We start from the raw sequence: 22,251 nt of genomic DNA on the forward strand, positions 1-22,251 counted from the left end.
TTCAGTTCACATAGTAAGAGTTGAGACACGGCAATGGACGACCTTCTTCTTGAGTTTCTTACCGAGACCAACGAGCACCTCGAAACGGTCGACGTGGAGATGGTCCGTTTCGAGCAGGATCCGAACAACGAAGCTATCCTCAGCAACATCTTCCGCTTGGTTCATACGATCAAGGGAACCTGCGGATTTCTCGGTCTGCCCCGGCTCGAAGCACTGGCTCATGCAGCTGAAACGCTCATGGGCAAGTTCCGCGACGGAATGGCGGTCACGACTCCTGCCGTTTCGCTGATCCTCAGCACCCTTGATCGCATCAAGGAGATCCTCGGGGAGCTTGAGCGTCAGGGCGCCGAACCAGAAGGATCCGATGGCGATCTCATCGCATTGCTGGACAGGATGGCCTCGCAGGAGCCATCTGCTCCGGAGGCTGCCCTGGCTCCAAAGACGGCGCAAGCCTCGCCCACTCCCGTCTACCAAGTGCTCGAACGGGAGCTGAAGCCGGGTGAGGTTTCGCTCGACGAGTTAGAGCGTGCCTTTCAGGCGGCTCCCGGTCCAGAGAAGGATGTGACCGCCGGCACCCTGACCTACCAGGTGCTTGAGCGCCCTCTGAAGCCGGGCGAGGTTTCCCTCGATGAGCTGGAGCGCGCGTTCCGCGAAGCGCCGGGACCGGCTCGTCTCGTTATTGAGAAGCCTACCGAGAAGGCATCCAGCGAGATGCCAGCGGTTCCCGCTGCAGCACCTACGGCTCCCAAGAAGAATGGCGAATCGTCTGAGGCAGGAGAGGCCGGCGAAGGCATCTCGGGTAAGGTTCAGACGATCCGTGTCAACGTAGATACGCTCGAACACCTCATGACGATGGTATCCGAGCTGGTTCTTACTCGAAATCAGCTGCTTGAGATCGCCCGGCGCAGCTCGGAGGATCACGGCTACAAGGTGCCGCTACAGCGTCTATCGCAGGTTACGGCCGAGTTGCAGGACGGGGTGATGAAGACCCGGATGCAACCGATCGGAAATGCCTGGCAGAAGCTGCCTCGTGTTGTGCGCGACCTTTCGAACGAACTCTCGAAGAAGATCGAGCTCGTGATGCAGGGTGCGGACACGGAGCTCGACCGGCAAGTCCTTGAGGTCATCAAGGACCCTCTCACCCATATGGTCCGCAACTCGGCGGACCATGGCATCGAGAGCCCGGCCGAACGGAAGGCTTCCGGTAAGCACGAGAAGGGCACGATCCGCCTCAACGCCTATCACGAAGGCGGCTCCATCACGATCGAGATTGCCGACGACGGCAAGGGGCTGAACTTCGCAGCCATCAGGAAGAAAGCCGCCGAGCGGGGGATTGCAAACGACGCCGAACTGGAGCGGATGAGCGATGCCCAGGTGGCGAAATTCATCTTCCACCCCGGCTTCTCGACAGCCGCGAAAGTCACATCCGTCTCGGGCCGCGGCGTCGGCATGGATGTGGTCAAAACCAACATCGAGCTGATTGGCGGAACCGTCGACATTCGCTCCGAGCAGGGTCGAGGAACGACCTTTACGATCAAGATCCCGCTGACGCTGGCTATCGTTGCAGCACTCATCGTGTCGTCCAAGGATCAGCGCTTTGCCATTCCGCAGATTGCGGTATCGGAGCTCGTCCGGGTGTCGCCCGCCTCGGAGCATTCGATCGAGCGCATCAACGGAACACCGATCCTGCGCCTGCGCGACCGTCTGCTGCCGATCGTGCCGCTGTCGAAAGTCATGGGTCTGTCCGGAAATGAGGACGCCAATCACGGCTTCGTGGTCGTAACGCAAGTCGCACATCAGCGCTTCGGCATTCTCGTCGACGGAGTGTTTCATACCGAGGAAATCGTGGTGAAGCCGATGTCCTCGAAGCTGCGGCACATCCAGCTCTTCTCAGGCAACACCATCCTGGGCGACGGCGCCGTCGTGCTGATCATTGATCCTAACGGTCTCGCCCGCATGGTGGGTTCGGAGTCGGACCGCAATGAGTTCCAGGGCGATGCGGATCCTGAGCAAGCGGTCGTTGCTGCGGACGAACTGACAAGCCTGCTGGTCTTCCGTGGCGGGAGCGAGAGCCTGAAGGCTGTCCCGCTTTCCCTGGTGACGCGGCTTGAGGAGATCGAAGCATCCACGATCGAATGGTCGAGCGGCCGCCCCGTCGTTCAGTACCGCGGCCGCCTGATGCCGCTGGTCTCCTGTGACGAAGAACTCACGATCAAGCGTGAAGGCATGCAGTCGCTGCTGGTGTTCTCGGACGGCGATGTGTCCATGGGTCTGGCAGTTGCCGAGATTGTCGACATCGTGGAAGACAAGCTGGACATCGAACTTTTGGCCGAGCGCTCCGATCTCGTCGGCTCTGCCGTCGTCAGGGGGCGCACCACCGAAATCGTCAATGTCGCCCACTACCTGCCGATGGTTCTGGAGACCTGGTCGCGCAAGGAGCGAAAGGGCGGGCCGGAGCGGTCTCTGCTCCTCGTCGACAGCTCGACCTTCTTCCGGGACATGCTCGTGCCGGTTCTGAAGGCGTCCGGATATCGCGTCCAAACCGCTTCGACCGCACAGGAGGCTGTTCGCCTGCTATCGAACGGACTGCACGTTGACGTGGTCGTCACGGATCTTGAGCTTTCAGGACATTCCGGCTTTGCCCTGGTTGCGTCCTTGCGGGCCGATCCGCATCACAGCGTGACTCCTGTGATCGGTCTAACCGTCAAGCCCGACCCGCAGCAGATTGCCCTGGCCAGAAAGCTGCACATTTCCGAGATCGTCTCGAAAATCGACCGCAGAGGCCTGCTCTCCGCTCTCGCGGAGCTCAATGGAACGCTTGAAGAGGCTGCTTAATCATGAAGCTCATAGACTCAACCCCTTCGGGGAACGCGAAAACAGCCTCCAAGCAGATGGAGTTCGTAACGGTCACGGTGGCCGGACAGTTGCTGGGACTGCCGATCAGCCGCGTACACGATGTCTTTGTCGTGAGCGAGATGACAACCGTTCCTCTCGCGCCGGGAGAGATCGCAGGTCTTCTGAATCTCCGTGGGCGGGTCGTCACCGCGGTGTCGTTGCGACGTCGACTGGGACTGGGCGACAGCGCCGAAGCAGGACGGCGCATGGCTGTCGGCCTCGAGAACCAGGGCGAGGCTTACGGATTGCTCGTGGACGAGGTTGGTGAGGTCCTCAAGCTGGATCCAGACGAGATGCAGCCGAACCCGGTTCACATGGATCGAGGCTGGGTGGGCCTGTCGCAGGGCGTTCATCAGTTGCGCGACCAGTTGCTGATCGTGCTCGATGTTGACGCCGTCCTTGCCTTCGAGACGGAGCGGGAAGCTGCGTAAGCCCCGTTCTCCGAGCGCATGTGCTTCATTATATGTAATCAGAATACAGGAAGTTTGCCGTGAGCCTTGATCTATCCACCCCCGTTCTCATCGTTGACGACTACCAGACGATGCTGCGCATTATCCGCAACCTGCTGAAGCAGATCGGCTTCAACGACGTCGACGAGGCGAAGGACGGCTCGGAGGCTCTGGGCAAGCTCAAGGAGAAGAAGTACGGGCTGGTGATCTCCGACTGGAACATGGCGCCCATGACCGGCTTCGAGCTTTTGCAGCAGGTGCGGGCCGACGCGGAGCTGGGCAGCCTGCCCTTCATCATGATCACCGCCGAGGCCAAGACCGAGAACGTGGTCGCGGCCAAGCAGGCCGGCGTCAACAACTACATCGTCAAGCCCTTCAACGCCGATACCCTGCGCTCGAAAATCAGCGCTGTCTTTGGTGCGTGAGCAGAACGAGAACAAGATCATGATCCACAGGAAAAGCTATCGCATCGAGGCGAACCTGGGCGTTGTTTCAAGTGACGAGGGAGTTCTGGAACGTCATTCCGAAGTCATGGGCATGCTGTCAGCTATCAAGGAGTCGATCGTACCTGCAAAGGAGATCTCGACCTCTCTGCTGGAGGAGCACCGCCGTGACATGCAGGAGGCTCTTCGCCTGAAGGCAGAGCTCGATTCCATCTATGAAGCAATCGAGCGCACGAAGAAAGAGATCGCCACGCTTCGCTATGCCGGAGCTCAAGGGAAGGAAATCACCCGGGTTACGGACGAACTTGGTGCCATCGTCACCGGGACGGAAACGGCTACCAACTCCATCCTGGCAGCGGCGGAAAGGATTGACGATCTCTCCAGCAATCTCTCGTCCAGGCTGGCCGGAAGTGATCAGGATATCGCTCGTGAGATCCTCGATCACGTGATCAGCATCTTCGAGGCCTGCAATTTCCAGGACATTACCGGCCAGCGCATCAGCAAGGTCGTCGGCGCGATGAAGTTTGTTGAAGAACGTGTTCATCACATGATGGAAATCTGGGGTGGCATGGAAAGCTTCAAGGATGTCGAAACGATCGACGATCCGAAACGTCAGGGGGATAAAGCCCTCCTGAATGGACCCGCTTTGGCCTATGATAATGGCGTGACGTCTCAGGACGATATCGACGCGTTGTTCAACTAATCCGAGTTGCGCGACACGAGCCCAGCCTTAGAAAGCTGGGCTCGTGTCGCCAAGTGGGCAGACTTGCCGTACGTGTTACCTCAACAGATCTTGCACCCGTTGCGAGGCGATAAGACCCATGAGCCTCTTCAAGCCGTCTTCCGTTACTGCAAGCACTACGCCTCCGCATACTTCAGACGTGCCGGTGAAGCCATAGTTCAGCACATTGGAGGACTTAAGGCCGCCGGTGCCGTCTGAGAGGTAGCCCTGCATGGAACCGGCTCGGCCGGCGCGTCCATTCTGAACCGTGAAGCCTGTAAACTGCCCTGCAACAGGGTGAGGGATGATCCGCAGCCTATCCCGCTTGTGAAAGGCGATAGCGAGCTTGCTGTTAGCAAGAGCAACCGCAATGTTGTCCTCGAAGTGAAGATTGGCATCAACATTGGTCGTGCTTCGGGACGATCGAAAACGATCAAAGACGGCGACCGCGTTCATGTCGTCCAGGCACACGAAGATGCGTGAGTGATCGTAGCAGGGGCCGTGCACATTTGTGCCCACCCTCACCGCATGGGCTTTTTCGAGCGAGACCGTTGCCTCGACCCAGCCCAAGCCAGATGTCTGCTCACGAGAATCCGGCATGGCCACATTATGAGCCCTGGACGAGAGCAAGTACTGACGCACAGGACCTGCCTCCATAACTCCCGAGCCACCTGAATCCGTAATCCATCTCACTCCGCGAGCGGAGTAAACGAACGAGGTGCAGTCGTGATGTCCGTTGTCGTGCCTCTGCTCGCTGATCGAGGCGCAGAGATAGCTCCAGTCCGGCCTCTGCACATAGTTTCGGAAGGTGATCAGCCCGGAATGGTCCGATGTATGAAGCCTCGGGCCCAAGGGGTACGCCAGCTCCTCTGCGAGGGCCTGATCCGACAGGAGATGTCTTCCATATCCTGAGATGAGGCGCCGGAGCCAGGAGGCATGGTGGAGTTTGCTCGGAGTGTCTCCGAATGGAGCAAGCATGCCCGCCGGGTCCGTCGCCGCGACTAGGGCTTTCAGACTGTCTTTCAGGCGGTTATCGAGAAGCTGCCGGAGGTCCTCGGCCTCAGGTTGATCCTTGAGGTGTTGGGCCAGAATCATCCCGATTGAGGTGAGCTCCAGTCGGCAATGCTGGGACTGCTCATTCGATGAGCCCTGGGGACCGAGGAGATGGTCGAAGCCGTTGCGCAGTTGGGCGAGGGCTACGGATCTCCAATAGGGGGAAAGAGGAAAGTTCGGGAGACCGGCCGAGGCACTCAGGAGGGCGCAGGCAACCCGGACCTGCAGCATGGAATGCAGAAAGATGTTCTGACTCAAAATCTCGGCGAGCGCGAAGCCATGCTGAATAACCTCCGCAACGAGCGTGCGCGATTTTTCAGCCGGCCTGCCTTTAAGCGAAGTCGCAGCTGCGAGCAACTGGAGCAGAACATCTGTGCGTATGGCAACAGACGCAGGGTAGGCACTAAGAGGATCCTTGGAGTGGCCTGGCGGATTGGCACGCGACCAAGTGACGGCAAGGTCAACGGCTCTGTTCACTCCTCCTGCTTGTTGACTGCTAACCAGATCTAAGAGCCAGGACAGGGACTGATATTCCAGACGCCAGGCGGGCGACTGATAAGGATCTTCGGTCCAGTCCGGTGCTGAAGGCAACGGCCATGCCGGGAAGCTGCCGAGAGTAAGCTGATCCCCGGCAAAGGTTGTCGATTGACCTTGCTGAACCGCTTGCAGCTTGTCTTGTATGGTCGGAGCCGCTGCCAGGGTCTGGCGATCGATCAGGTTGGCATGCCCGATATTGGTACTAGAACCAGAGGCTGGTCGAAGGCGTCCGAAGATTTCACCGACAAGAGTGGAGGCATCGGAGAACTCCTCGCTGAGGATGTTCTCGAGCAGAAGATCGTCGCCTAATGAAGTCTCGAGCGGTGTTACAAGGCTGATCTGTGCCTCATCGCGCCAGACCTGAAAGCCAAGGTCCACGGTTACGGCCTGATCCGGTGAGGTGAGCTCAAGCGTGAAGCGCCTCGTCTGCCGGTTCACCGGAATGTCGATGTAGGTTCCGACAACAGGCGAGGTCGGCAGATCGTCCGGCGAGGCGACGATTTCCCCGTTCCTGTTGCGAAAGATGACCCGGGCCAAGGCTCCCTCGGCGCCTACATTCTGGTTGATTAGCTGGCCACGGATAAAAAGTGTCTTGGCCGGAACAACTCCAAAGGTAAGCCATGCGGGCTCAGTCTTCAGTCGAACCCAGGAGCGGCGAGGGTCATTCAGGGTTGGAGATTGAACTGCGCGCGTTGAGTTTGCTTGGGTATCGTCACCTGCAGGTTGGCCAACCTGCAGGAGCTTCGGGTCGAGAATCGTGAACGGATGGGAGTTGCGCCAGCTGCGGACGCTGACCGAGATGTGCTTTGCAGGAGAAGGAACCAGAAAGGTGCAATGAACCCTTCCACTGTGTGTCTGATCGCTGCTCCGGTCGTAGTAGTCGGGTCCCGCGACGTGACAGCTGTGAGGGTCGATCTGAGCCCTGGTCAAACCCGGAGCATAGGCAAAGTCGATGCTCGACCCATCCTCAGTCAGGAAGTCGACACCGATGACGGCGAAATCATGTGCTGTCCGGCTTTTTTCTTCAGGGTGCCAGCAGATCTGGAAAGTCAGCTCACACCAGGCATCCTGGGATAGATCCCTGAAGTCGAGAGTGGTTCGCGACCATCGATTCTGGTTCGAGACAGCGTACTGCCGGGTACCAGCTTCTTCCTGGGGTGCCTCGTCGCCACGTTCCCGAGGCGTCGGAAGGATTTGTCTGACATTGGCCATTGAGGCACCAGAATTCTAGGTTGGAAGATGGGTCGAGAAGAAGCTGCCCTAACACGCCTGCGCGGGACTGGTGGCATCGATAAGACTGTTGTGCTTCCGGCAGGTTCAGGCCTCAGTCAATTCGACCTTCGCAGTTCTCTGCAAAACAGTGGCCTGAGCCCCGACGCTGACTGCTGGTGGGCTTAGCTTCCCGTCGCGACCTCTAGGAACAGGGCCATGCGGATCAGCTCGGAGAGGCTCTTGGCTTCCATCTTCGCCATGACGTTTGAGCGATGAATCTCGACGGTCCGGATGCTGATGTTCAGCTCGTGGGCAATCATCTTGTTGGCCTTGCCGGCGACCAAGCCGTCCAGCACCTGCCGCTCCCGTTGCGAGAGAGACTGCAGCCGCGCCTGGGTCCTGAGGAGTTCCTGATTTCTGCGAACGCTCTTCTCGTCGCAGACCAGCGCAAAGCGGACGACCTCTAGGAAGCGGTCCTCCCGGAAAGGCTTCTCGAGAAAGTCGATGGCCCCCGTCTTCATGGCTTCGACGGCGAGTGGAATGTCCGCATGGCCGGTCATGACGATAACTGGGACGTTCAATCCACGCGCATTGAGGCGCCGAATAAATTCCAGGCCGTCGATGCCGGGCATCCGCACGTCCGTGACAATGCAGCATTGTCCGGGATCGCTGACCTCGTCGAGAAAGGCTTTGGCGGACTCATACAGGCGAACGTTCAGGCCAGCGGACACCAGCAGGAAGGAGAGAGCCTTTCGCACCCCGACGTCATCATCAACCACATACACGATCGGCGTGTTCGACACTGGCCATGTCCTCCTTGTCGACGGTTCTCAGAGTAAAATGAAAGGTGGTGCCTTCACCGGGAGCCGAATCAGCCCAGATCTTGCCGCCATGGGATTCCACGATCGTCCGGCTGATCGAGAGCCCCACGCCCATGCCGCTTCGCTTCGTGGTGGTAAATGGCTTGAAAAGGTTCTTCAAGACCTCCGGGGCGATCCCGGATCCCGTGTCCTGAACGCTGACCTGAACCATGGATTCGAGCGGCACAGGCCTTGCCCTGATCACCAGTTCGCGGCGGTCCGATTCCTGCATCGCCTCAATGGCGTTGCGGATCAGGTTGAGCAGAACCTGCTGGATTTGGACACGATTCACGAAGACCAGCGGGTTCTCGGACGGAAAGTCGTATTCGACCTTCACGTCCTTCTCCTTGGCACCCACAAGAGCCAAGGCACTGGCCTCTTCCACGAGACGCTGAAGTCCCTCGATCTGGTGCTCGCTTCCCCCCCTGGCGACGAATTCCCGCAATTGCCGAATGACTTCGCCAGCGCGCAGCGCTTCCTCGGCAGCCTCGTTCACGGCATGGCGAACGAGGGATATCTTATCGCCCTCCACGTTGCTCAGGATGAGGCCGCAGCCTTTCAGGTAGCTTGTGATGGCTGTGAGAGGTTGGTTGATCTCATGGGCCAATGTCGAGCCCATCTCTCCCAGGGCTGTAAAGCGGGACATGTAGGCGAGTTCGGCTTGCAATTCCTGCATCCGGGTTTCAGTGCGCTGGCGCTCCGTCAGATCGCGAATGAAAGCGGTGAAGAAGCGCTCCCCATCCGATTGCATCTCTCCGACCTGAACCTCCATCGGGAAGGTCGAGCCATCCTTGCGCTGGGCAACCGCCACACGCCCGCTTCCAATGATTCGCCGTTCTCCCGTCTCGCGATAACGGCGGATATAGCCATCATGCTGCTCGCGGTAGGGCAGGGGCATCAGGAACTTGACATTCGTGCCGATGACCTCCTCAGGCTGGTAGCCGAACATGTTCACTGCTGTAGCGCTGAAGGACCGGATGATACCGCTTTCGTCGGCTACGACCATGGCGTCGGGAACGGTCTCGAGAATGGATCGGAGATGCGCCTCGCTTGTACGCAGGCGCTCTTCGCTCGATCGCAGTGCATTCTCTGCCAGCTTGCGCTCCGTGATGTCCTGGACCGTTCCGATCTTACGAATAGGCCGTCCATCGTCATCGACCAAGGTGCGGCCGATGGCCGTAACCCAGCGCTCCTCTCCCGTATCAGCGCGGATGATCCTGAAGCTGCCGCTGTAGGTCAGGTCGCTGCCCGGCTGGTCATCATAGAAGGTCCTCGCCATTCGGGTACGATCATCGGGGTGAACGCAATCGAGGATGACCTCGCGCGTGATGGTCACATCCGGTGCCAAGCCGAGGATCTGTCGTGCCTCGGGCATCCACTGGCGGCGACTAGTGACAAGATCCTGATCCCAGATGCCTAGGGCTGTCGTTTCGATGGCCAAGCGCAACCTTTCCTCGCTGCTGCGCAGTCTCATCTCGGCTTGGCGCTGATCATGGATATCCGTGACGGTGCCGACCCATTCCTGAACCTGGCCGTCCTCATTCAGCAGGGGAACTGCCCTGGTGAGCATCCAGCGGTATTTGCCGTCGAGGCGGCGGACGCGGTACTCGACCGCCCCCGGTTCTTCCGCCGTGCGAATGGCCTGCCACTGCGTGAGAAGCTTTGCCCGGTCGTCCGGATGGACGGTGTTGAGGAACCCGAAGCCCGTATAGTTCTCGTTCGACTGGCCGCTGAAGGTCTCCCACCCCCATACCTTGGTGATTGCCCCATCTGTCGCCGCGCGCCAGACGATGGCGGAACTGGCTTCAATCAGGGCGCGGTACTGCTCTTCGCTTCGGCGCAGCCGTTCAGCGGCCAGCTTCTGCTCATGGACATCCGTAACGGTCCCGATCCATTCCTGAACCACGCCATCGGCATCGTGAAGAGGAACGGCTCTCATCAGGACCCAGCGGAATTCGCCGTCAGGCGCAAGCACTCGATACTCGTCGGTGCCTGCTTTCTCCGAAGCCAGCGTCTCCAGCCAGGCGGCAGTCACGCGCTCTCGATCTTCGGGATGAACAGCATCCAGCCAGGCATAGTCTCCGCCATTCTCCGATGGTGTAGAAGGAGAGGTGTCCCAACTCAGCGCCCCGTCGACGATCATCCCGCTGGCGTCTGCACGCCAGACCATTGCCGAACTTGCCTCGATGAGAGCCCGGTAACGCTCCTCCTGGGTTTTGAGGGCCGCTTCCGCGGCCATGAAGCGACTGATGTCGCGAGCCGTTAAAACAAAGTTGCAATCCGCGTCTGCATCGGAGCTGATCGCGTCAAGCGTTACCCGGCACAGGATGTGAATGCCGTCTTTGGTCCTGCAGCGTATCTGGTCGACAGAGTGTCCCGAAGAGGCCGCCGTAGTGAGATCTTGAAGCGGCTTTCCACGGAGCTGCGCATCCGAGGAGTAGAGAAGCGAGAAGTGGCAGTTCAGGATTTCATCCGATCGCCAGCCATAAATACGCTCTGCACCAACATTCCACGATATAATGTTTCCTGACTGATCTAGGGTGATCAGGGCAAAATCGGTCACGGCGTTGAGGACGCGGGCAGGATCAGGGCTCGCGTGAACCGTAGGCCCACTCATAGGGTCCCTTAACGCAGATGTATGAGTCATAACCCCCCAACCCAAGCGCTGCGTTGCTTGCAGGTTTTTAACGTATTGGCAAATGATCGCGCAAATCCCCAGCCCCGGCAGGATCGTGCGTCATGGGACAGTGTTTCGGCGACCGCGCTCTTCATGAGGATAGCTGGCTGAAAAGCAACTGATTCGGTTGCGACATGGTAGCGCTCAGACGCACACTGCAGCGTAATTTCATATCACCGGAGCATAACAGAGTTTCGCCTAGTCCCAGGCCAATCAGTAGAGGGCATGGCGCCCACAAGCTGAAAATTCGAAGACGCGGCTTGGCCTCACAATCTATGCCGTCGGCATCGGCAGAGGCCAGGTCAGCTTCGTGCAAGGTTGGAAGCTTAAATGCCTCTTTACCATGTTTGCTCGGAGATTCCTGTGACGGCACCTGTCTATCTGTTCGATCTGGCATCGCGACAGGCCCAGTGGCTTGCGGCTCGCCAGACGACCATTTCCGGCAATGTCGCCAATGCCAATACTCCCGGCTATCGCGCCCGGGATGTTGAGCCTTTTGCCGATGTTCTCGACAAGACCAAGCTGGTCATGGCGGCGACGAACAACGGTCATATCGGGATTTCTCCCTCGCGCGCAGAAGTTACGAAGGTGAAGAAGTCCGAGAGCTGGGACACGGTTTACTCGAAGAACTCCGTGAGCCTCGAGCAGGAACTCATCAAGGCCGGCGAGGTCAATCGCCAGCACACCCTGAACACGACCATCGTGAAGTCATTTCACAGAATGCTGCTGACCAGCGTGAGGACCCCGTCATGATCGATCCTTTGATTGCCTCCGGCAAACTGTCCAGCGCTGGTCTCGAAGCGCAGTCGGCGCGTCTGCGTGTGGTCTCCGAGAACATCGCCAACGCGAACTCGACCGGTCGGACTCCGGGATCCGATCCTTATACACGCAAGACGATTACCTTTCGCTCCGAGCTTGAACGGACGCTCGGTGCGGCTTCCGTGTCGGTGAAGGATGTTGGACAGGACGAGGCGCCTTTCCCGGTCGAATATGACCCCGGAAATCCGGCCGCCGACGAGAACGGCATGGTCAAGAAGCCCAACGTGAACATGCTGATCGAGATGGCCGACATGCGGGAAGCCAATCGTTCTTATCAGGCCAATCTGCAGATGATGAAGCAGGCACGCGCCATGATCACCGCAACCATTGATCTCATGAGAGGCTGATATGATCAGTGCCGTATCCTCCATCTCTTCCATGATCGACAGCCCAGCGTCGGTCACGGCCGTTCCGGCCTTCGGCACGACTGCGCCGGCCGCAGGCGCTGTCACAGGCGCCTCCCAGGTGAGCTTCAGCGACATGATGGCTCAAGTGGCCACGTCAGCCGTCGACACCATGAAGGCGGGCGAGGCTGCATCGATTGCCGGCATCCAGGGCAAAGCCTCGGTGCAGCAGGTGGTCGAGGCCGTGATGTCCGCCGAGCAGACACTTCAGACAGCGATCGCCATCCGCGACAAGGTGGTTGCGGCCTATCAGGAAATCGCCCGGATGGCGATTTAAGAGGATCAGACAATGAGAGCGCTTGCGATTGCTGCCACCGGAATGAACGCGCAGCAGCTGAATGTCGAGGTGATTGCCAACAACATCTCGAACGTCAACACCACCGCCTTCAAGGCGGCACGGGCGGAGTTCACGGATCTTCTCTATCAAACCGAGCGCTCCCAGGCGATTCCGAACCAGGCGGGATCCAGCCCTGTGCCCGAAGGGGCCATGCTGGGCCTGGGCGTGAAGACGGCGGCCATCCGCAACCTCCACCGGCAGGGATCCCTGACGAACACCTCGAACCAGTTCGACCTCGCTCTCAACGGACGCGGCTGGTTCCAGGTGAACGCGCCGAGCGGCGAGATCGTCTATACCCGTGCAGGTTCCTTCAACAAGAACGGCGACGGGCAGCTCGTCACCCTCGACGGTTACACCCTCAACCCGCCCATCATCGTTCCGCCCAACACGCTCGATGTGACGATCAACGAGTCAGGCGAGATCTTCGCGAAGATCGCCGGAGAGGCTCAGCCGCAGAACCTGGGCCAGCTGACTCTCGCGAACTTCGCCAACGATGCCGGCCTGGAGCCCATCGGCGGCAACTACTACCGCGAGACCTTGGCTTCGGGTGCTCCGGCCGTGGGCATCCCGTCCGATCCCGGCTACGGAAAGATCCATCAGGGCTATCTCGAAGCCTCGAACGTGGATCCCATCAAGGAGATCACGAATCTGATCTCGGCTCAGCGTGCCTTCGAGATGAACTCCAAGGTCATCCAGGCCGCGGACGACATGGCCGGAACCGTCTCAAAGGGCATCCGCTAAAGGCGGCATCCGGGTGATCTCATCATGAAACACTTCGTCCAGATCGTTCTTGCCACAATCGTCGTCAGCGTGGGAGCGCTGCATGGTGCGGCTGCCGAGGATCGTATCCTTCCGGTTCCAGCCGTCACCATCTATGCGGGTGATACGATCCAGGAGTCGATGCTCAAGGACAGGGCCTTTCCGGAGAATTACCGCTACCGCACCGCAGTTGTTGAATCCCCGCGCGTCCTGACCGGGAAGATGGCGCGCCGGACCCTCCTGCCGGGTGAGCCGATCCCGATGAATGCGGTTGACGATCCGAAGCTCGTTACACGGGGCGTTCAGGCCCAGATCGTGTTCGAGGAAGGCGGGCTCTCGATCATGGGAGTGGGCATTCCCCTGCAGTCCGGCACCATGGGTGAAACGATCCAGGTGAAGAATGTCGACAGCGGGCGGATCATCACCGGACGCGTTCAGGCCGACGGCCGTGTCCGAATTGGAGTCTATTGATGCTCCGCGTCATCGTCTATCTCCTCGCCGCTCTCTTTGCCGTGCAGGCTCAGGCAGCCACCCGCATCAAGGATGTGGCGTCTGTCCAGGGCGTCAGGGACAACCAGCTGATCGGCTATGGCCTCGTCATGGGCCTGCAGGGAACGGGCGACACCCTCCGCAACTCCCAGTTCACCGAGCAGTCCCTGCAATCCATGCTTGACCGCATGGGCGTGAACGTTCGTGACATCAACCTGCGCACCCGCAATGTCGCAGCGGTCATCATCACCGCAGACCTGCCGCCCTTCGTCGGAACAGGATCGCGCATCGACGTGACCGTCACCTCCATGGGTGATGCGACTTCGCTGAAAGGCGGCACTCTCATGCTGACTGCCCTGCAGGGTGGCGACGGCCAGGTCTATGCGGTTGCTCAAGGGGCGATCGTGGTGTCCGGCTTCTCCGCGCAGGGGCAGGCCGAGACCCTGACCTCCGGCGTTGCAACGGCCGGCCGCATTCCGAACGGGGCGCTGATCGAGCGTGAGGTTCAGGGAGGGTTCGATGCCGTCGGCGGACTCGCCTTCGAGCTCAAGAACCCCGACTACAAGACGGCGACCCTGATCACCGATGCGATAAACCAGTATGCTCAGCAGCGTTTCGGCGTCCGCGTTGCGTCCCCCCGCGACTTCCGAACCGTCGTTCTGCAGAAGCCGAAGAACATCGCGGCGACCCGCTTCATTGCCGAACTCGGTGACCTTGAGATCCGGCCTGATACGCCTGCCCGCATCGTCATCGATCAGCGAACCGGGACGGTCGTCATCGGCAAGAACGTGCAAATCTCGACCGTGGCCATCACTCACGGGGCCCTCACGATCCGTGTGACGGAGACGCCCGAAGTCTCGCAGCCGGATCCGTTCTCGATGGGCCAGACGGTGGTGGTGCCGCGCACGCAGATCACTGCGGCGGAGGAGCGGGTGCCCCTCGCGATCGTCCGAGGCTCGGATCTGCAGACCCTCGTCAAAGGCTTGAATCAGATGGGCCTCAAGCCGTCCGATGTCATCGCGATCCTCCAGGCGGTCAAGACGGCCGGAGCTCTTCAAGCGGAGTTGGTGATCCAATGATCTCTCGCATGTCGTGCCAGAATTTTCGGCGAATGGCGGTCTGCAGCTTGATCCTGGCAGCCGTGGCTTCCAGCGGTGCTCAGGCACAGGATGCGAATGCGTCTGCCAAGAACAACCAGTACTGCACCAATATTGCCGATGCCGCCTCCGATGCGCGCTTTGCCCTGCAGAAGCAGGCGCTTGCCGACATGGAAAAGGAAATCGAGGGCCGCATCAAGGTCCTGGAGGCGAAGCGCGCCGAGTACGAGGAATGGCTCAAGCGCCGCAACGAGGTTCTGGAGAAGGCGGATGAGACGATCGTCATGATCTACGCGCGGATGCGCCCGGACGCGGCAGCTCTCCAGCTCATGAACATGGACGAGGAGATCGCCGCAGCCGTGATCGCCAAGCTCAATCCGCGAGCCGCGAGCGCGGTCCTGAACGAGATGGAGCCGGCTCGGGCTGCTCAACTGGCCAATGTCATTACCGACGCTCCCAAGCGTGAAAAGAACCCCGTGAGGCAAAATTGAAGCATCTCATTGCCATCGTTGGCCTGTGTTTCCTCGCCGCCTGCGCGACAAGGCCGGAGGATCTGGGGCGTGAGCCGGGCATGACGCCGGTCGGCTCGGGTATCGCCGTTGAGCGTGAGCCCCTCCCGCACCTGTTCAAGGGCACCGGTCCGGCGGCGGCGAACTCGACCTGGAGCAATGCCAGTGCCGACCTCTTCACCAGCCCGCGGGCCCGGCAGGTGGGCGATATCGTGACGGTGAACATCCAGATCGACGACAAGGCGGAGTTCGAAAACGCCAGCGACCGGTCGAGGCGATCCTCAGTCAGCGCAGGCCTCGACTATGCTTTCTCGTTCAAAGGCTGGAACGCGGATGGAACGGCGGATGCCGGCATCAACTCCTCATCCGATTCGAAGGGTCAGGGAACCATCGATCGCTCGGAGAAGCTGCGCCTGTCGGTTGCCGCGGTCGTCAACGAGGTCCTGCCGAACGGCAACGTTGTGATCAGCGGATCGCAGGAAGTGCGCGTGAACTTCGAGGTTCGCGTTCTCAACATCGCCGGCATCGTGCGGCCCCGCGACATCTCGCCGAAGAACACCATCAGCTACGACAAGATCGCCGAGGCTAGGGTCTCCTATGGCGGACGCGGGCGCCTCATGGAAGTCCAGCAACCTGCCTATGGGCAGCAGCTGTTCGACGTTCTAACTCCCTTCTAGGCGGAATAAGAGGATCATTACGATGGCCAAGGCACTGGCTCTTCCGGCCCCAGCCGACAGCGCACCGGCCCGGGAGGGATCGTTGAGGTGGCTCCTGACGCTCGGCCTCCTGACCCTGCTCTCGGCGGCGATCGGAGGCGGATTCGGGCTCGTCATGGTCTCCGGCATCGAGAAGCGCGTCGAAGAGAAGTATAAGGCTCAGCCCGAGAAGACCGAGGTCGCAAGCCCCTATGCAGGCAGTATCGGGATCAAGAAGCTCGCTCCGGTCGTCACGAATCTTGCTGCCTCGACCGAGGATTGGGTGAGGGTGGAAGCTTCCATCGTCTACAAGATGAGCGAAGAGCAGAACCCCGACGTGATGGCCGGCGAGATCCGGCAGGACATCCTGGCCTATCTCCGCACCCTGTCGCTGGCGCAGATCCAGGGGCCGAGCGGGCTTCTGCACCTCAGGGAAGACCTGAACGAGCGCGTCAAATTGCGCTCGAAAGGTGTCGTCCAGGAGCTTGTTCTCGAAACCCTTATCGTTCAGTAGGTCGAACGCAGTCTGAGTTTTCAAGCCGTCTGTTCATTTCTCCGAAAGACCATTGCCATGCCTTTCCGTCTGATCCTTGCCGGCGCCTTCATCCTGCTGGCCTCCAGTGCCAATGCCCAGCTGGCGGATCTTCAGTCACTGCTCCCTTCAGGGGAGGGTGCGGTCAGCGGACGCATGATTCAGCTCGTCGTTCTCCTGACGGTGCTGTCCCTCGCGCCGGGGCTTCTGATCATGGTCACGAGCTTCACCCGGTTCGTGGTGGCCTTCTCGTTCCTGCGCTCAGGGCTTGGGCTCCAGAGCACCCCGGCGAATATCTTCCTGATCAGCCTTTCCTTGTTCATGACCTTCTTTGTCATGGGGCCAACGTTCGACAAGGCATGGAATGAAGGTGTTCGGCCGTTGACTGAGAATCGCATCTCGGAGACCGAGGCCTTCACCAAGACGACGGAGCCGTTCCGGGATTTCATGTTGACGCATGTGAGGCCGAAGGACCTTCAGATGTTCAGCGATCTGGCGGCGGTCAATTACCCGAAGCCCGAAGAGGGCGAGAAGATCGATCTGCGGATCCTGATTCCCGCCTTCATGATTTCCGAGCTGAGGCGCGGATTCGAAATCGGCTTCCTCATCGCGCTCCCTTTTCTCGTGATCGACATGATCGTCGCCACCCTGGTGATGTCCATGGGCATGATGATGATGCCGCCGACCGTCTTGGCACTGCCGTTCAAGATCCTCTTCTTTGTCCTGATCGACGGATGGAACATCCTCGTGAGCGGGCTGGTACGCTCCTACTTCTGACACTGGAGTCTCCTCGCCAACGATTTGAGCGAAATCTGAGAGGCAGCAACCTTCGCACAAGGTTGGCGACGCAAAAGTAGTCTCGATAACTTTTATCAGTACCGAGATTCTTCATGCCTGGTCGTCAACAAGCCGAAAGACTCTGGAGTAGTTTGCTGCTGCTGGGCCCGCGCCGTCTTGCAGCCTTGGCCGCCATCGGCCTCGCCGTCTTCCTGTCCGTCGGTATCGGAGCCTACTACCTCAGTCGTCCGGCCCAGGAGACCTTGTACACCGGCTTGGACCGCGAAGATGTCGGCCGGATGGGCGCCGTCCTCAAGGATGCCGGCATCCCGTTCGATGTGAGCGCCGACGGAACGGCTCTCCTGGTCAGCTATGGCAATACGGCCTCGGCCAGAATGCTCCTGGCCGAGAAGGGGCTCCCCCACAGCACCAAGTCCGGCTACGAACTCTTCAACGATCTCGGTTCGCTGGGCCTGACGTCTTTCATGCAGGAGGTCACGAAGGTTCGCGCTCTTGAGGGCGAGCTGGCGCGTACCATCCAGGGAATGAAGGGGATCAAGGCCGCCCGCGTCCACATCGTTCTTCCCGACCGCGGCTCCTTCCGTCGCGAGCAGCAGGCGCCCTCCGCCTCCGTGGTCATCCGAACCTCGCCGGCCGACGATGCATCATCGGCCCAGGCGATTCGGCACCTTGTGGCTGCTGCCATCCCGGGCATGGCGGTGGACAAGGTGACCGTCATGAATACCGACGGTACTCTCCTGATGTCCGGGGATGATGCCTCCAATGCATCGACGGGCAAGATGGCTCGTCTTGAGAAGACAGTGGGTCTGGAGATCCAGGACAACGTCCGCCGCACCCTGATGCCCTATCTCGGCACCGGCAATTTCGAGATCAGTGTGGCCGCCCGGCTGAGCACGGATAAGGTCAATACCAGCGAGACGATCTTCAACCCTGAATCGAAAGTCGAGCGCTCGGTCCGCACGGTCAAGGAGACGGAAGTCGCGCAGAACAGGAGCGGGCAGAAGCCGACCACCGTCCAGCAGAATCTGCCGGACGATAGCGTCCGCGCCGAATCGGGTGACAGCTCGAGCGAAGACAACCAGCGCCGCGAGGAGCTGACCAACTACGAAATCTCGTCGAAAACGATCCAGACCATCAGCGACGGCTACCAGATCAAGAATCTCTCGGTTGCCGTGCTGGTGAACAGGTCTCGCATCGCCTCCCTGCTGGGTGAGAATGCCACTCCTGCGGAGATGGACGCCAAGATCACGGAGATCGAGCAGCTGGTTTCATCGGCCACAGGCTTCAGCAAGACACGAGGCGACCAGATCAAGGTCGCGGCTGTGAGCTTCGTTGACGATGGCGGCATGCTGCAGCCGGTGCCGGGTCCGTCCCTGACCGAGATTCTCATGCGCCAGTTCGGCACGGTGGTGAATGCCCTCACCATTCTGGCTCTGTGCGCCATGATGATCTGGTTCGGACTGCGTCCTGCCGTGAGAATGCTGATGGCGCGCCATCAGGCCGAGCTCGAGCTTCAGCGTGAGCAGGCAGCTGCTCTGGCCGCGGCCGAGGCAGAGGAGGCCGAGAACGAGAATGGGCGGCAGGCGCTGCAGGCTGCTCTCGACCGGGAAGAACAGAACCTCATCGAGATGCCCCGCACGCCGCAGCGCAAGCTGGAGCAGATCATTGAGCTCAGCGAAGAGCATGCTGCTGCTGTCCTGAAGCAGTGGCTCGGGCGGGAGGCCGCGTGATGGCAGGAGCAATCGCCAACCTGCTGGAGGATTTCTCGCCCGCACCCCGGAGCGGGCCGCTGGGAGGCGGTATCCTCCGTGCGGTCAAGGCCAAAGCAGAGCCCGATCTCGCGCCGCCACCACCGGCAGTCGACCGGCAGGCTGAACTCCTCAAAGCTGTCGAAGCCAAGGTGAGAGCCGAAGAGAGGGATGCTGCTCGGCTTCAGCTTGAAGAGGCGGTTGCGGCTGAGAGGGTCCGCTACGAAGAGGAGCTGGCGTCACAGCGCGTGATCTGGGTAGAGCAGCAGGCAGATCAGCTCTCGACGCTCATCGTGGAGGGCGTCGGCCGGATTGAAGCCCTGCTCTCGGAGAGGGTTGCAAACATCCTGAAGCCCTTCGTTTCCGAGGCCTTCCGTCAGCAGAGCGTCATTGAATTCAAGGAGGTGCTTGCAACGCTTCTCCTCAGCGAAGAGACAGGACCGATGAAGATTGCGGGACCCGAGGATCTCCTGCTGGCGCTGAAAGAGAATCTTGGGGCCCATGGAAGCACGATAGAGTTCCTCCCTGGCGACCATGTCGAGGTGAGCGTCACCGCCCGCGATACCACCGTGCAGACACAGCTGCAGGCATGGGCGGATCGGCTTGGGCAGGTTTTGAAGGCTGAGTCATGATGTCGAAATCGGACAAGCACGAAATTGTCATCGTCAGAAGAGGCGGCGATGGTGAGGAGATGGTGAAGGGCGGAGCGTGGAAGATCGCTCACGCGGACTTCATGACCGCCATGATGGCCTTCTTTCTGGTTATGTGGCTCATCAGCCTGACGGATGAGGAGACGCGTAGCGGCGTGGCCAACTACTTCAACCCGGTGCAGCTTGCGGAGTCGACCCCGAACAAGAAGGGACTCGACGATCCGCAGAACGTTCCCCCGGACAACGAGACCGACAACACAAAGGACGGCAAGGAAAAGGGGAGCGGCGAGGGAACGGGCGGCAAGTCTCATCAGCTGCAGAAACCTCGCTTCAAGGAAGGGGCTCTGTTCCAGGACCCCTATGCCGTGCTCGCCCGGATCGCCGACGAGATCGAGGCAACGCCGCACGATACGCTTGGCGCCGACGTCACTCCCGGCGAAAGCGACGTGCCTGGCCTGAAGGCCGGCGAGGCTTTCCGCGATCCGTTCGATCCGCTCTATTGGCAGGTTGCGCCCGTCGAAGAAGTGAAGACGGACACGCCGCTGAAGCCGGGCACGGCGCCGTCTGCGCCGTCAAAGGCCGTCATTGATGCGATCGCGTCCTTGAGCGAGAAGCCGCAGGCCGGCCAAAAGGCGCAACAGCAGGCCCCTTCAGGCAGTGTGGCATCCCCGGACGGGCGATCTGCGCCGTTAGCAGGCGGCCAGGCCGTTGCTTCCGGATCCTCCGCAGAACAGAGTGCTGCAGAGGCAAGTGCCGCCGATCAGAAGGCGGCGGAGCTGAAGCGGGAAATCCTCAAAGCCGTTCAGCCAACCAGGGATGTCACGCCCCAGCCGCATATCGAGGTTCGCCGCACCGGTGCGGGAACCCTGATCAGCCTCACGGATGATTTCGACTTCACCATGTTCGCGGTCGGGTCTGCGGAGCCGCACGCCAAGGTCGTTCGCGCCATGGCCGAAATCGCCAAGATCCTGCAGGCGCGGCCGGGCAAGATCGTGATCCGTGGCCACACCGACGCCCGGCCCTTCAAGTCGGCCACTTACGACAACTGGCGCCTGTCCCATGCCAGAGCCCAGATGGCATTGTATATGCTGGTTCGGGGAGGCTTGGACGAAAAGAGGATCGTACGCGTCGAGGGGCATGCGGACCGGGAGCCGAAGATCCCGTCCAATCCTAATGCCGACCAGAACCGGCGAGTCGAGATTCTTCTGCAGGAGTAATGACGGTGAACGTGCGCCCGATCGCTGCTCTCGGAATGATTCTGCTGTTTGCGGCGGATAGCGCCGCGAATGAGAGCAGCCGCCCTGCCGATGCAGCGGCTGAACCTGCCGTCGAGCAGAAGGCTAAGCCATTAGCGACTCCCAGTCCTCTGCAGATGGTGCGCACGCTGCATCTCATGCAGGATCAGATCGCAACGGGTTCGACGGAGGCTCATCTCGGGCAGCGTGGCTTATTGGCTGTCCTGGACATGCGCTTCATGGAACTGGCACCCGAGGTCTGGCAAAGCGGCAAGAATGTTCATGCCGCCGTGTCCTTTGTTTTGAGCGGCGGAAATCCCAGCCTCCTTCGGAAGCTTTTGGAGCTTGGCTCCTCCGTTGTCACCGAGAATGACCGGCCTCTCGTCGAAGGCGCCCTTGCCTATGTGGAGGGGAGGGAGGAGACCGCCTACAACGCACTCGTGTCCCTGGACCCGCGCACCTTTCCACCCACCATGAGCGCGCAATTGGCACTGGTCCAGTCGGCACTGGTTGTCCGGAAGGATCCCGCGAAATCCGATGAGCTCCTCGACTTCGTGCGGCTCCAGGCTCCTGGCACGCTTTTCGAAGAGGCTGCGCTGCGTCGACAGGTGTTCGTCGCGAGCCAGACCGGGCATGTCGAGAAATTTCAATCTCTTGCAACGGATTATCTGAGACGCTTCCGGCATTCGATCTATGCCGGTAACTTCCGGCAGCGTCTTGCTTCGGCATCAACCCGCATCGACTTCGGTCAAGACAAGTCCCGCTTCGAAGGCTTTGTCACGATGATGCAGGAGCTGGAGCCGGAGGCAAGGCGGGACCTCTACCTTCTTGCCGCCCGCGCCTCCGTCGAACAAGGGTTCACGAAATCCGCCCGCCTGCTGTCGGAGGAAGCGCAGAAACTGGTGGAGGGCGATAAAGTGAGCGCCTCACGCGCGAAGCTCTATCGTGCGGCCTCCATGATTACGTCGCATGTGGACATCAAAGCCGCTGCCGAGGAACTCCGCCAGATCGACCGGTTGCTTCTCCCGGCCACTGATGTGAATCTGCTGGAGGCCGCTATTGCAATGGCAGGGCACATTCAGACGATGCCGGGCACGCCTGTCGCCCTGGCTGACAAGGCAAAGCCTTTGCTCACCAAGGCTGCCACCGAGAAGGCGGCGGGCGCAAGCACCCAAGCGCAAGGGCTGGAACAGCTTCAGGCCTTATCCAAGGCCCGTGACGCCCTGAGCCGCGTCGACAAGCTCATCAAGAATCAGGCGTCCGTAAGTCAATGAACCGTCTCGACATCATGCCTCAGACACCATCCCGCCTTGCGGATGCGACGCAGACATC

The 22,251-nt window shown here is 60.2% G+C and carries 21 protein-coding genes; 18 read left to right on the forward strand and 3 right to left on the reverse strand.

The features are described 5' to 3' along the window. The first annotated feature begins 33 nt into the window (after positions 1-33). From MA07_RS25570 to MA07_RS25585, 4 genes are read left to right on the forward strand one after another with little or no spacing between them, the layout of a single operon-like run. A complete protein-coding gene (locus tag MA07_RS25570; protein ID WP_036358799.1) occupies positions 34-2,835 on the forward strand; it encodes a hybrid sensor histidine kinase/response regulator in 2,802 nt (933 codons plus the stop codon). Between the two features lie 2 nt (positions 2,836-2,837). Further along, on the forward strand, positions 2,838-3,326 hold the full coding sequence (locus tag MA07_RS25575) for a chemotaxis protein CheW (protein ID WP_036358802.1): 489 nt from the start codon (positions 2,838-2,840) through the stop codon (positions 3,324-3,326). Between the two features lie 59 nt (positions 3,327-3,385). Next, positions 3,386-3,769, forward strand: coding sequence for a response regulator (locus MA07_RS25580; RefSeq protein WP_036358805.1), 384 nt, complete (start codon positions 3,386-3,388; stop codon positions 3,767-3,769). Between the two features lie 19 nt (positions 3,770-3,788). Then, positions 3,789-4,490 (forward strand): protein phosphatase CheZ, encoded by a 702-nt coding sequence (locus tag MA07_RS25585; protein WP_052003563.1) that lies wholly within the window; start codon positions 3,789-3,791, stop codon positions 4,488-4,490. Positions 4,491-4,565: 75 nt separating this feature from the next. Here MA07_RS25585 and MA07_RS25590 read toward each other — a convergent pair whose 3' ends face one another. The 3 genes from MA07_RS25590 to MA07_RS31340 form a co-directional block, all read right to left on the reverse strand. Further along, positions 4,566-7,310 carry a heparinase II/III family protein gene (locus MA07_RS25590; protein WP_052003529.1) on the reverse strand — a complete coding sequence of 915 codons (2,745 nt, stop codon included), beginning with the start codon at positions 7,308-7,310 and terminating at the stop codon, positions 4,566-4,568. Between the two features lie 182 nt (positions 7,311-7,492). Next, positions 7,493-8,113, reverse strand: a complete 621-nt coding sequence (gene fixJ / locus MA07_RS25595; RefSeq protein WP_036358807.1) for a response regulator FixJ — start codon at positions 8,111-8,113, stop codon at positions 7,493-7,495. Next, positions 8,082-10,817 carry a PAS domain S-box protein gene (locus tag MA07_RS31340; RefSeq protein ID WP_081929167.1) on the reverse strand — a complete coding sequence of 912 codons (2,736 nt, stop codon included), beginning with the start codon at positions 10,815-10,817 and terminating at the stop codon, positions 8,082-8,084. Before MA07_RS31340 ends, fixJ begins: the two co-directional genes overlap by 32 nt. Positions 10,818-11,210: 393 nt before the next feature. On the opposite strand from MA07_RS31340, the gene flgB reads away from it, so the two are divergent. The 14 genes from flgB (at position 11,211) to MA07_RS25670 (ending at position 22,193) form a co-directional block, all read left to right on the forward strand. Further along, the gene (gene flgB, locus MA07_RS25605) at positions 11,211-11,600 is read left to right on the forward strand and encodes a flagellar basal body rod protein FlgB (protein WP_036359235.1); all 390 of its coding nucleotides are present in this window, start codon (positions 11,211-11,213) and stop codon (positions 11,598-11,600) included. After that, positions 11,597-12,013, forward strand: a complete 417-nt coding sequence (gene flgC / locus MA07_RS25610) for a flagellar basal body rod protein FlgC (RefSeq protein ID WP_036358809.1) — start codon at positions 11,597-11,599, stop codon at positions 12,011-12,013. The genes flgB and flgC overlap by 4 nt, the downstream gene beginning before the upstream one ends. Before the next feature lies 1 nt (position 12,014). Beyond that, positions 12,015-12,347: a flagellar hook-basal body complex protein FliE gene (locus MA07_RS25615; protein WP_036358811.1), complete on the forward strand. Its 333-nt coding sequence runs from the start codon at positions 12,015-12,017 to the stop codon at positions 12,345-12,347. A gap of 12 nt (positions 12,348-12,359) precedes the next feature. After that, on the forward strand, positions 12,360-13,148 hold the full coding sequence (gene flgG, locus MA07_RS25620) for a flagellar basal-body rod protein FlgG (RefSeq protein ID WP_036358814.1): 789 nt from the start codon (positions 12,360-12,362) through the stop codon (positions 13,146-13,148). Positions 13,149-13,172: 24 nt separating this feature from the next. Continuing rightward, positions 13,173-13,637, forward strand: coding sequence for a flagellar basal body P-ring formation chaperone FlgA (gene flgA, locus MA07_RS25625; protein ID WP_036358817.1), 465 nt, complete (start codon positions 13,173-13,175; stop codon positions 13,635-13,637). Continuing rightward, positions 13,637-14,734, forward strand: coding sequence for a flagellar basal body P-ring protein FlgI (gene flgI, locus MA07_RS25630; protein ID WP_036358820.1), 1,098 nt, complete (start codon positions 13,637-13,639; stop codon positions 14,732-14,734). The genes flgA and flgI overlap by 1 nt, the downstream gene beginning before the upstream one ends. A 32-nt stretch (positions 14,735-14,766) precedes the next feature. Continuing rightward, complete coding sequence (locus MA07_RS25635; RefSeq protein WP_244445350.1) at positions 14,767-15,243, forward strand: MotE family protein; 477 nt, start codon at positions 14,767-14,769, stop codon at positions 15,241-15,243. Beyond that, entirely contained in the window at positions 15,240-15,938 is a 699-nt protein-coding gene (flgH, locus tag MA07_RS25640) for a flagellar basal body L-ring protein FlgH (RefSeq protein WP_036358823.1), read from the forward strand. Before MA07_RS25635 ends, flgH begins: the two co-directional genes overlap by 4 nt. 22 nt (positions 15,939-15,960) lie before the next feature. After that, a complete protein-coding gene (locus MA07_RS25645) occupies positions 15,961-16,470 on the forward strand; it encodes a flagellar basal body-associated FliL family protein (RefSeq protein WP_081929168.1) in 510 nt (169 codons plus the stop codon). Between the two features lie 57 nt (positions 16,471-16,527). Continuing rightward, a complete protein-coding gene (gene fliP / locus MA07_RS25650; RefSeq protein ID WP_036358826.1) occupies positions 16,528-17,265 on the forward strand; it encodes a flagellar type III secretion system pore protein FliP in 738 nt (245 codons plus the stop codon). Between the two features lie 113 nt (positions 17,266-17,378). Continuing rightward, positions 17,379-19,016, forward strand: a complete 1,638-nt coding sequence (fliF, locus tag MA07_RS25655; protein WP_036358829.1) for a flagellar basal-body MS-ring/collar protein FliF — start codon at positions 17,379-17,381, stop codon at positions 19,014-19,016. Further along, positions 19,016-19,666 carry a hypothetical protein gene (locus MA07_RS25660; protein ID WP_036358832.1) on the forward strand — a complete coding sequence of 217 codons (651 nt, stop codon included), beginning with the start codon at positions 19,016-19,018 and terminating at the stop codon, positions 19,664-19,666. Before fliF ends, MA07_RS25660 begins: the two co-directional genes overlap by 1 nt. Continuing rightward, positions 19,663-20,901 (forward strand): MotB family protein, encoded by a 1,239-nt coding sequence (locus tag MA07_RS25665; protein WP_244445351.1) that lies wholly within the window; start codon positions 19,663-19,665, stop codon positions 20,899-20,901. Before MA07_RS25660 ends, MA07_RS25665 begins: the two co-directional genes overlap by 4 nt. 5 nt (positions 20,902-20,906) lie before the next feature. Continuing rightward, entirely contained in the window at positions 20,907-22,193 is a 1,287-nt protein-coding gene (locus MA07_RS25670; protein ID WP_152569023.1) for a chemotaxis protein MotC, read from the forward strand. Positions 22,194-22,251 lie beyond the last annotated feature (58 nt).

Origin of the sequence: Microvirga sp. BSC39, assembly GCF_000739015.1 — a bacterium.
Classification (GTDB): Bacteria; Pseudomonadota; Alphaproteobacteria; order Rhizobiales; family Beijerinckiaceae; genus Microvirga.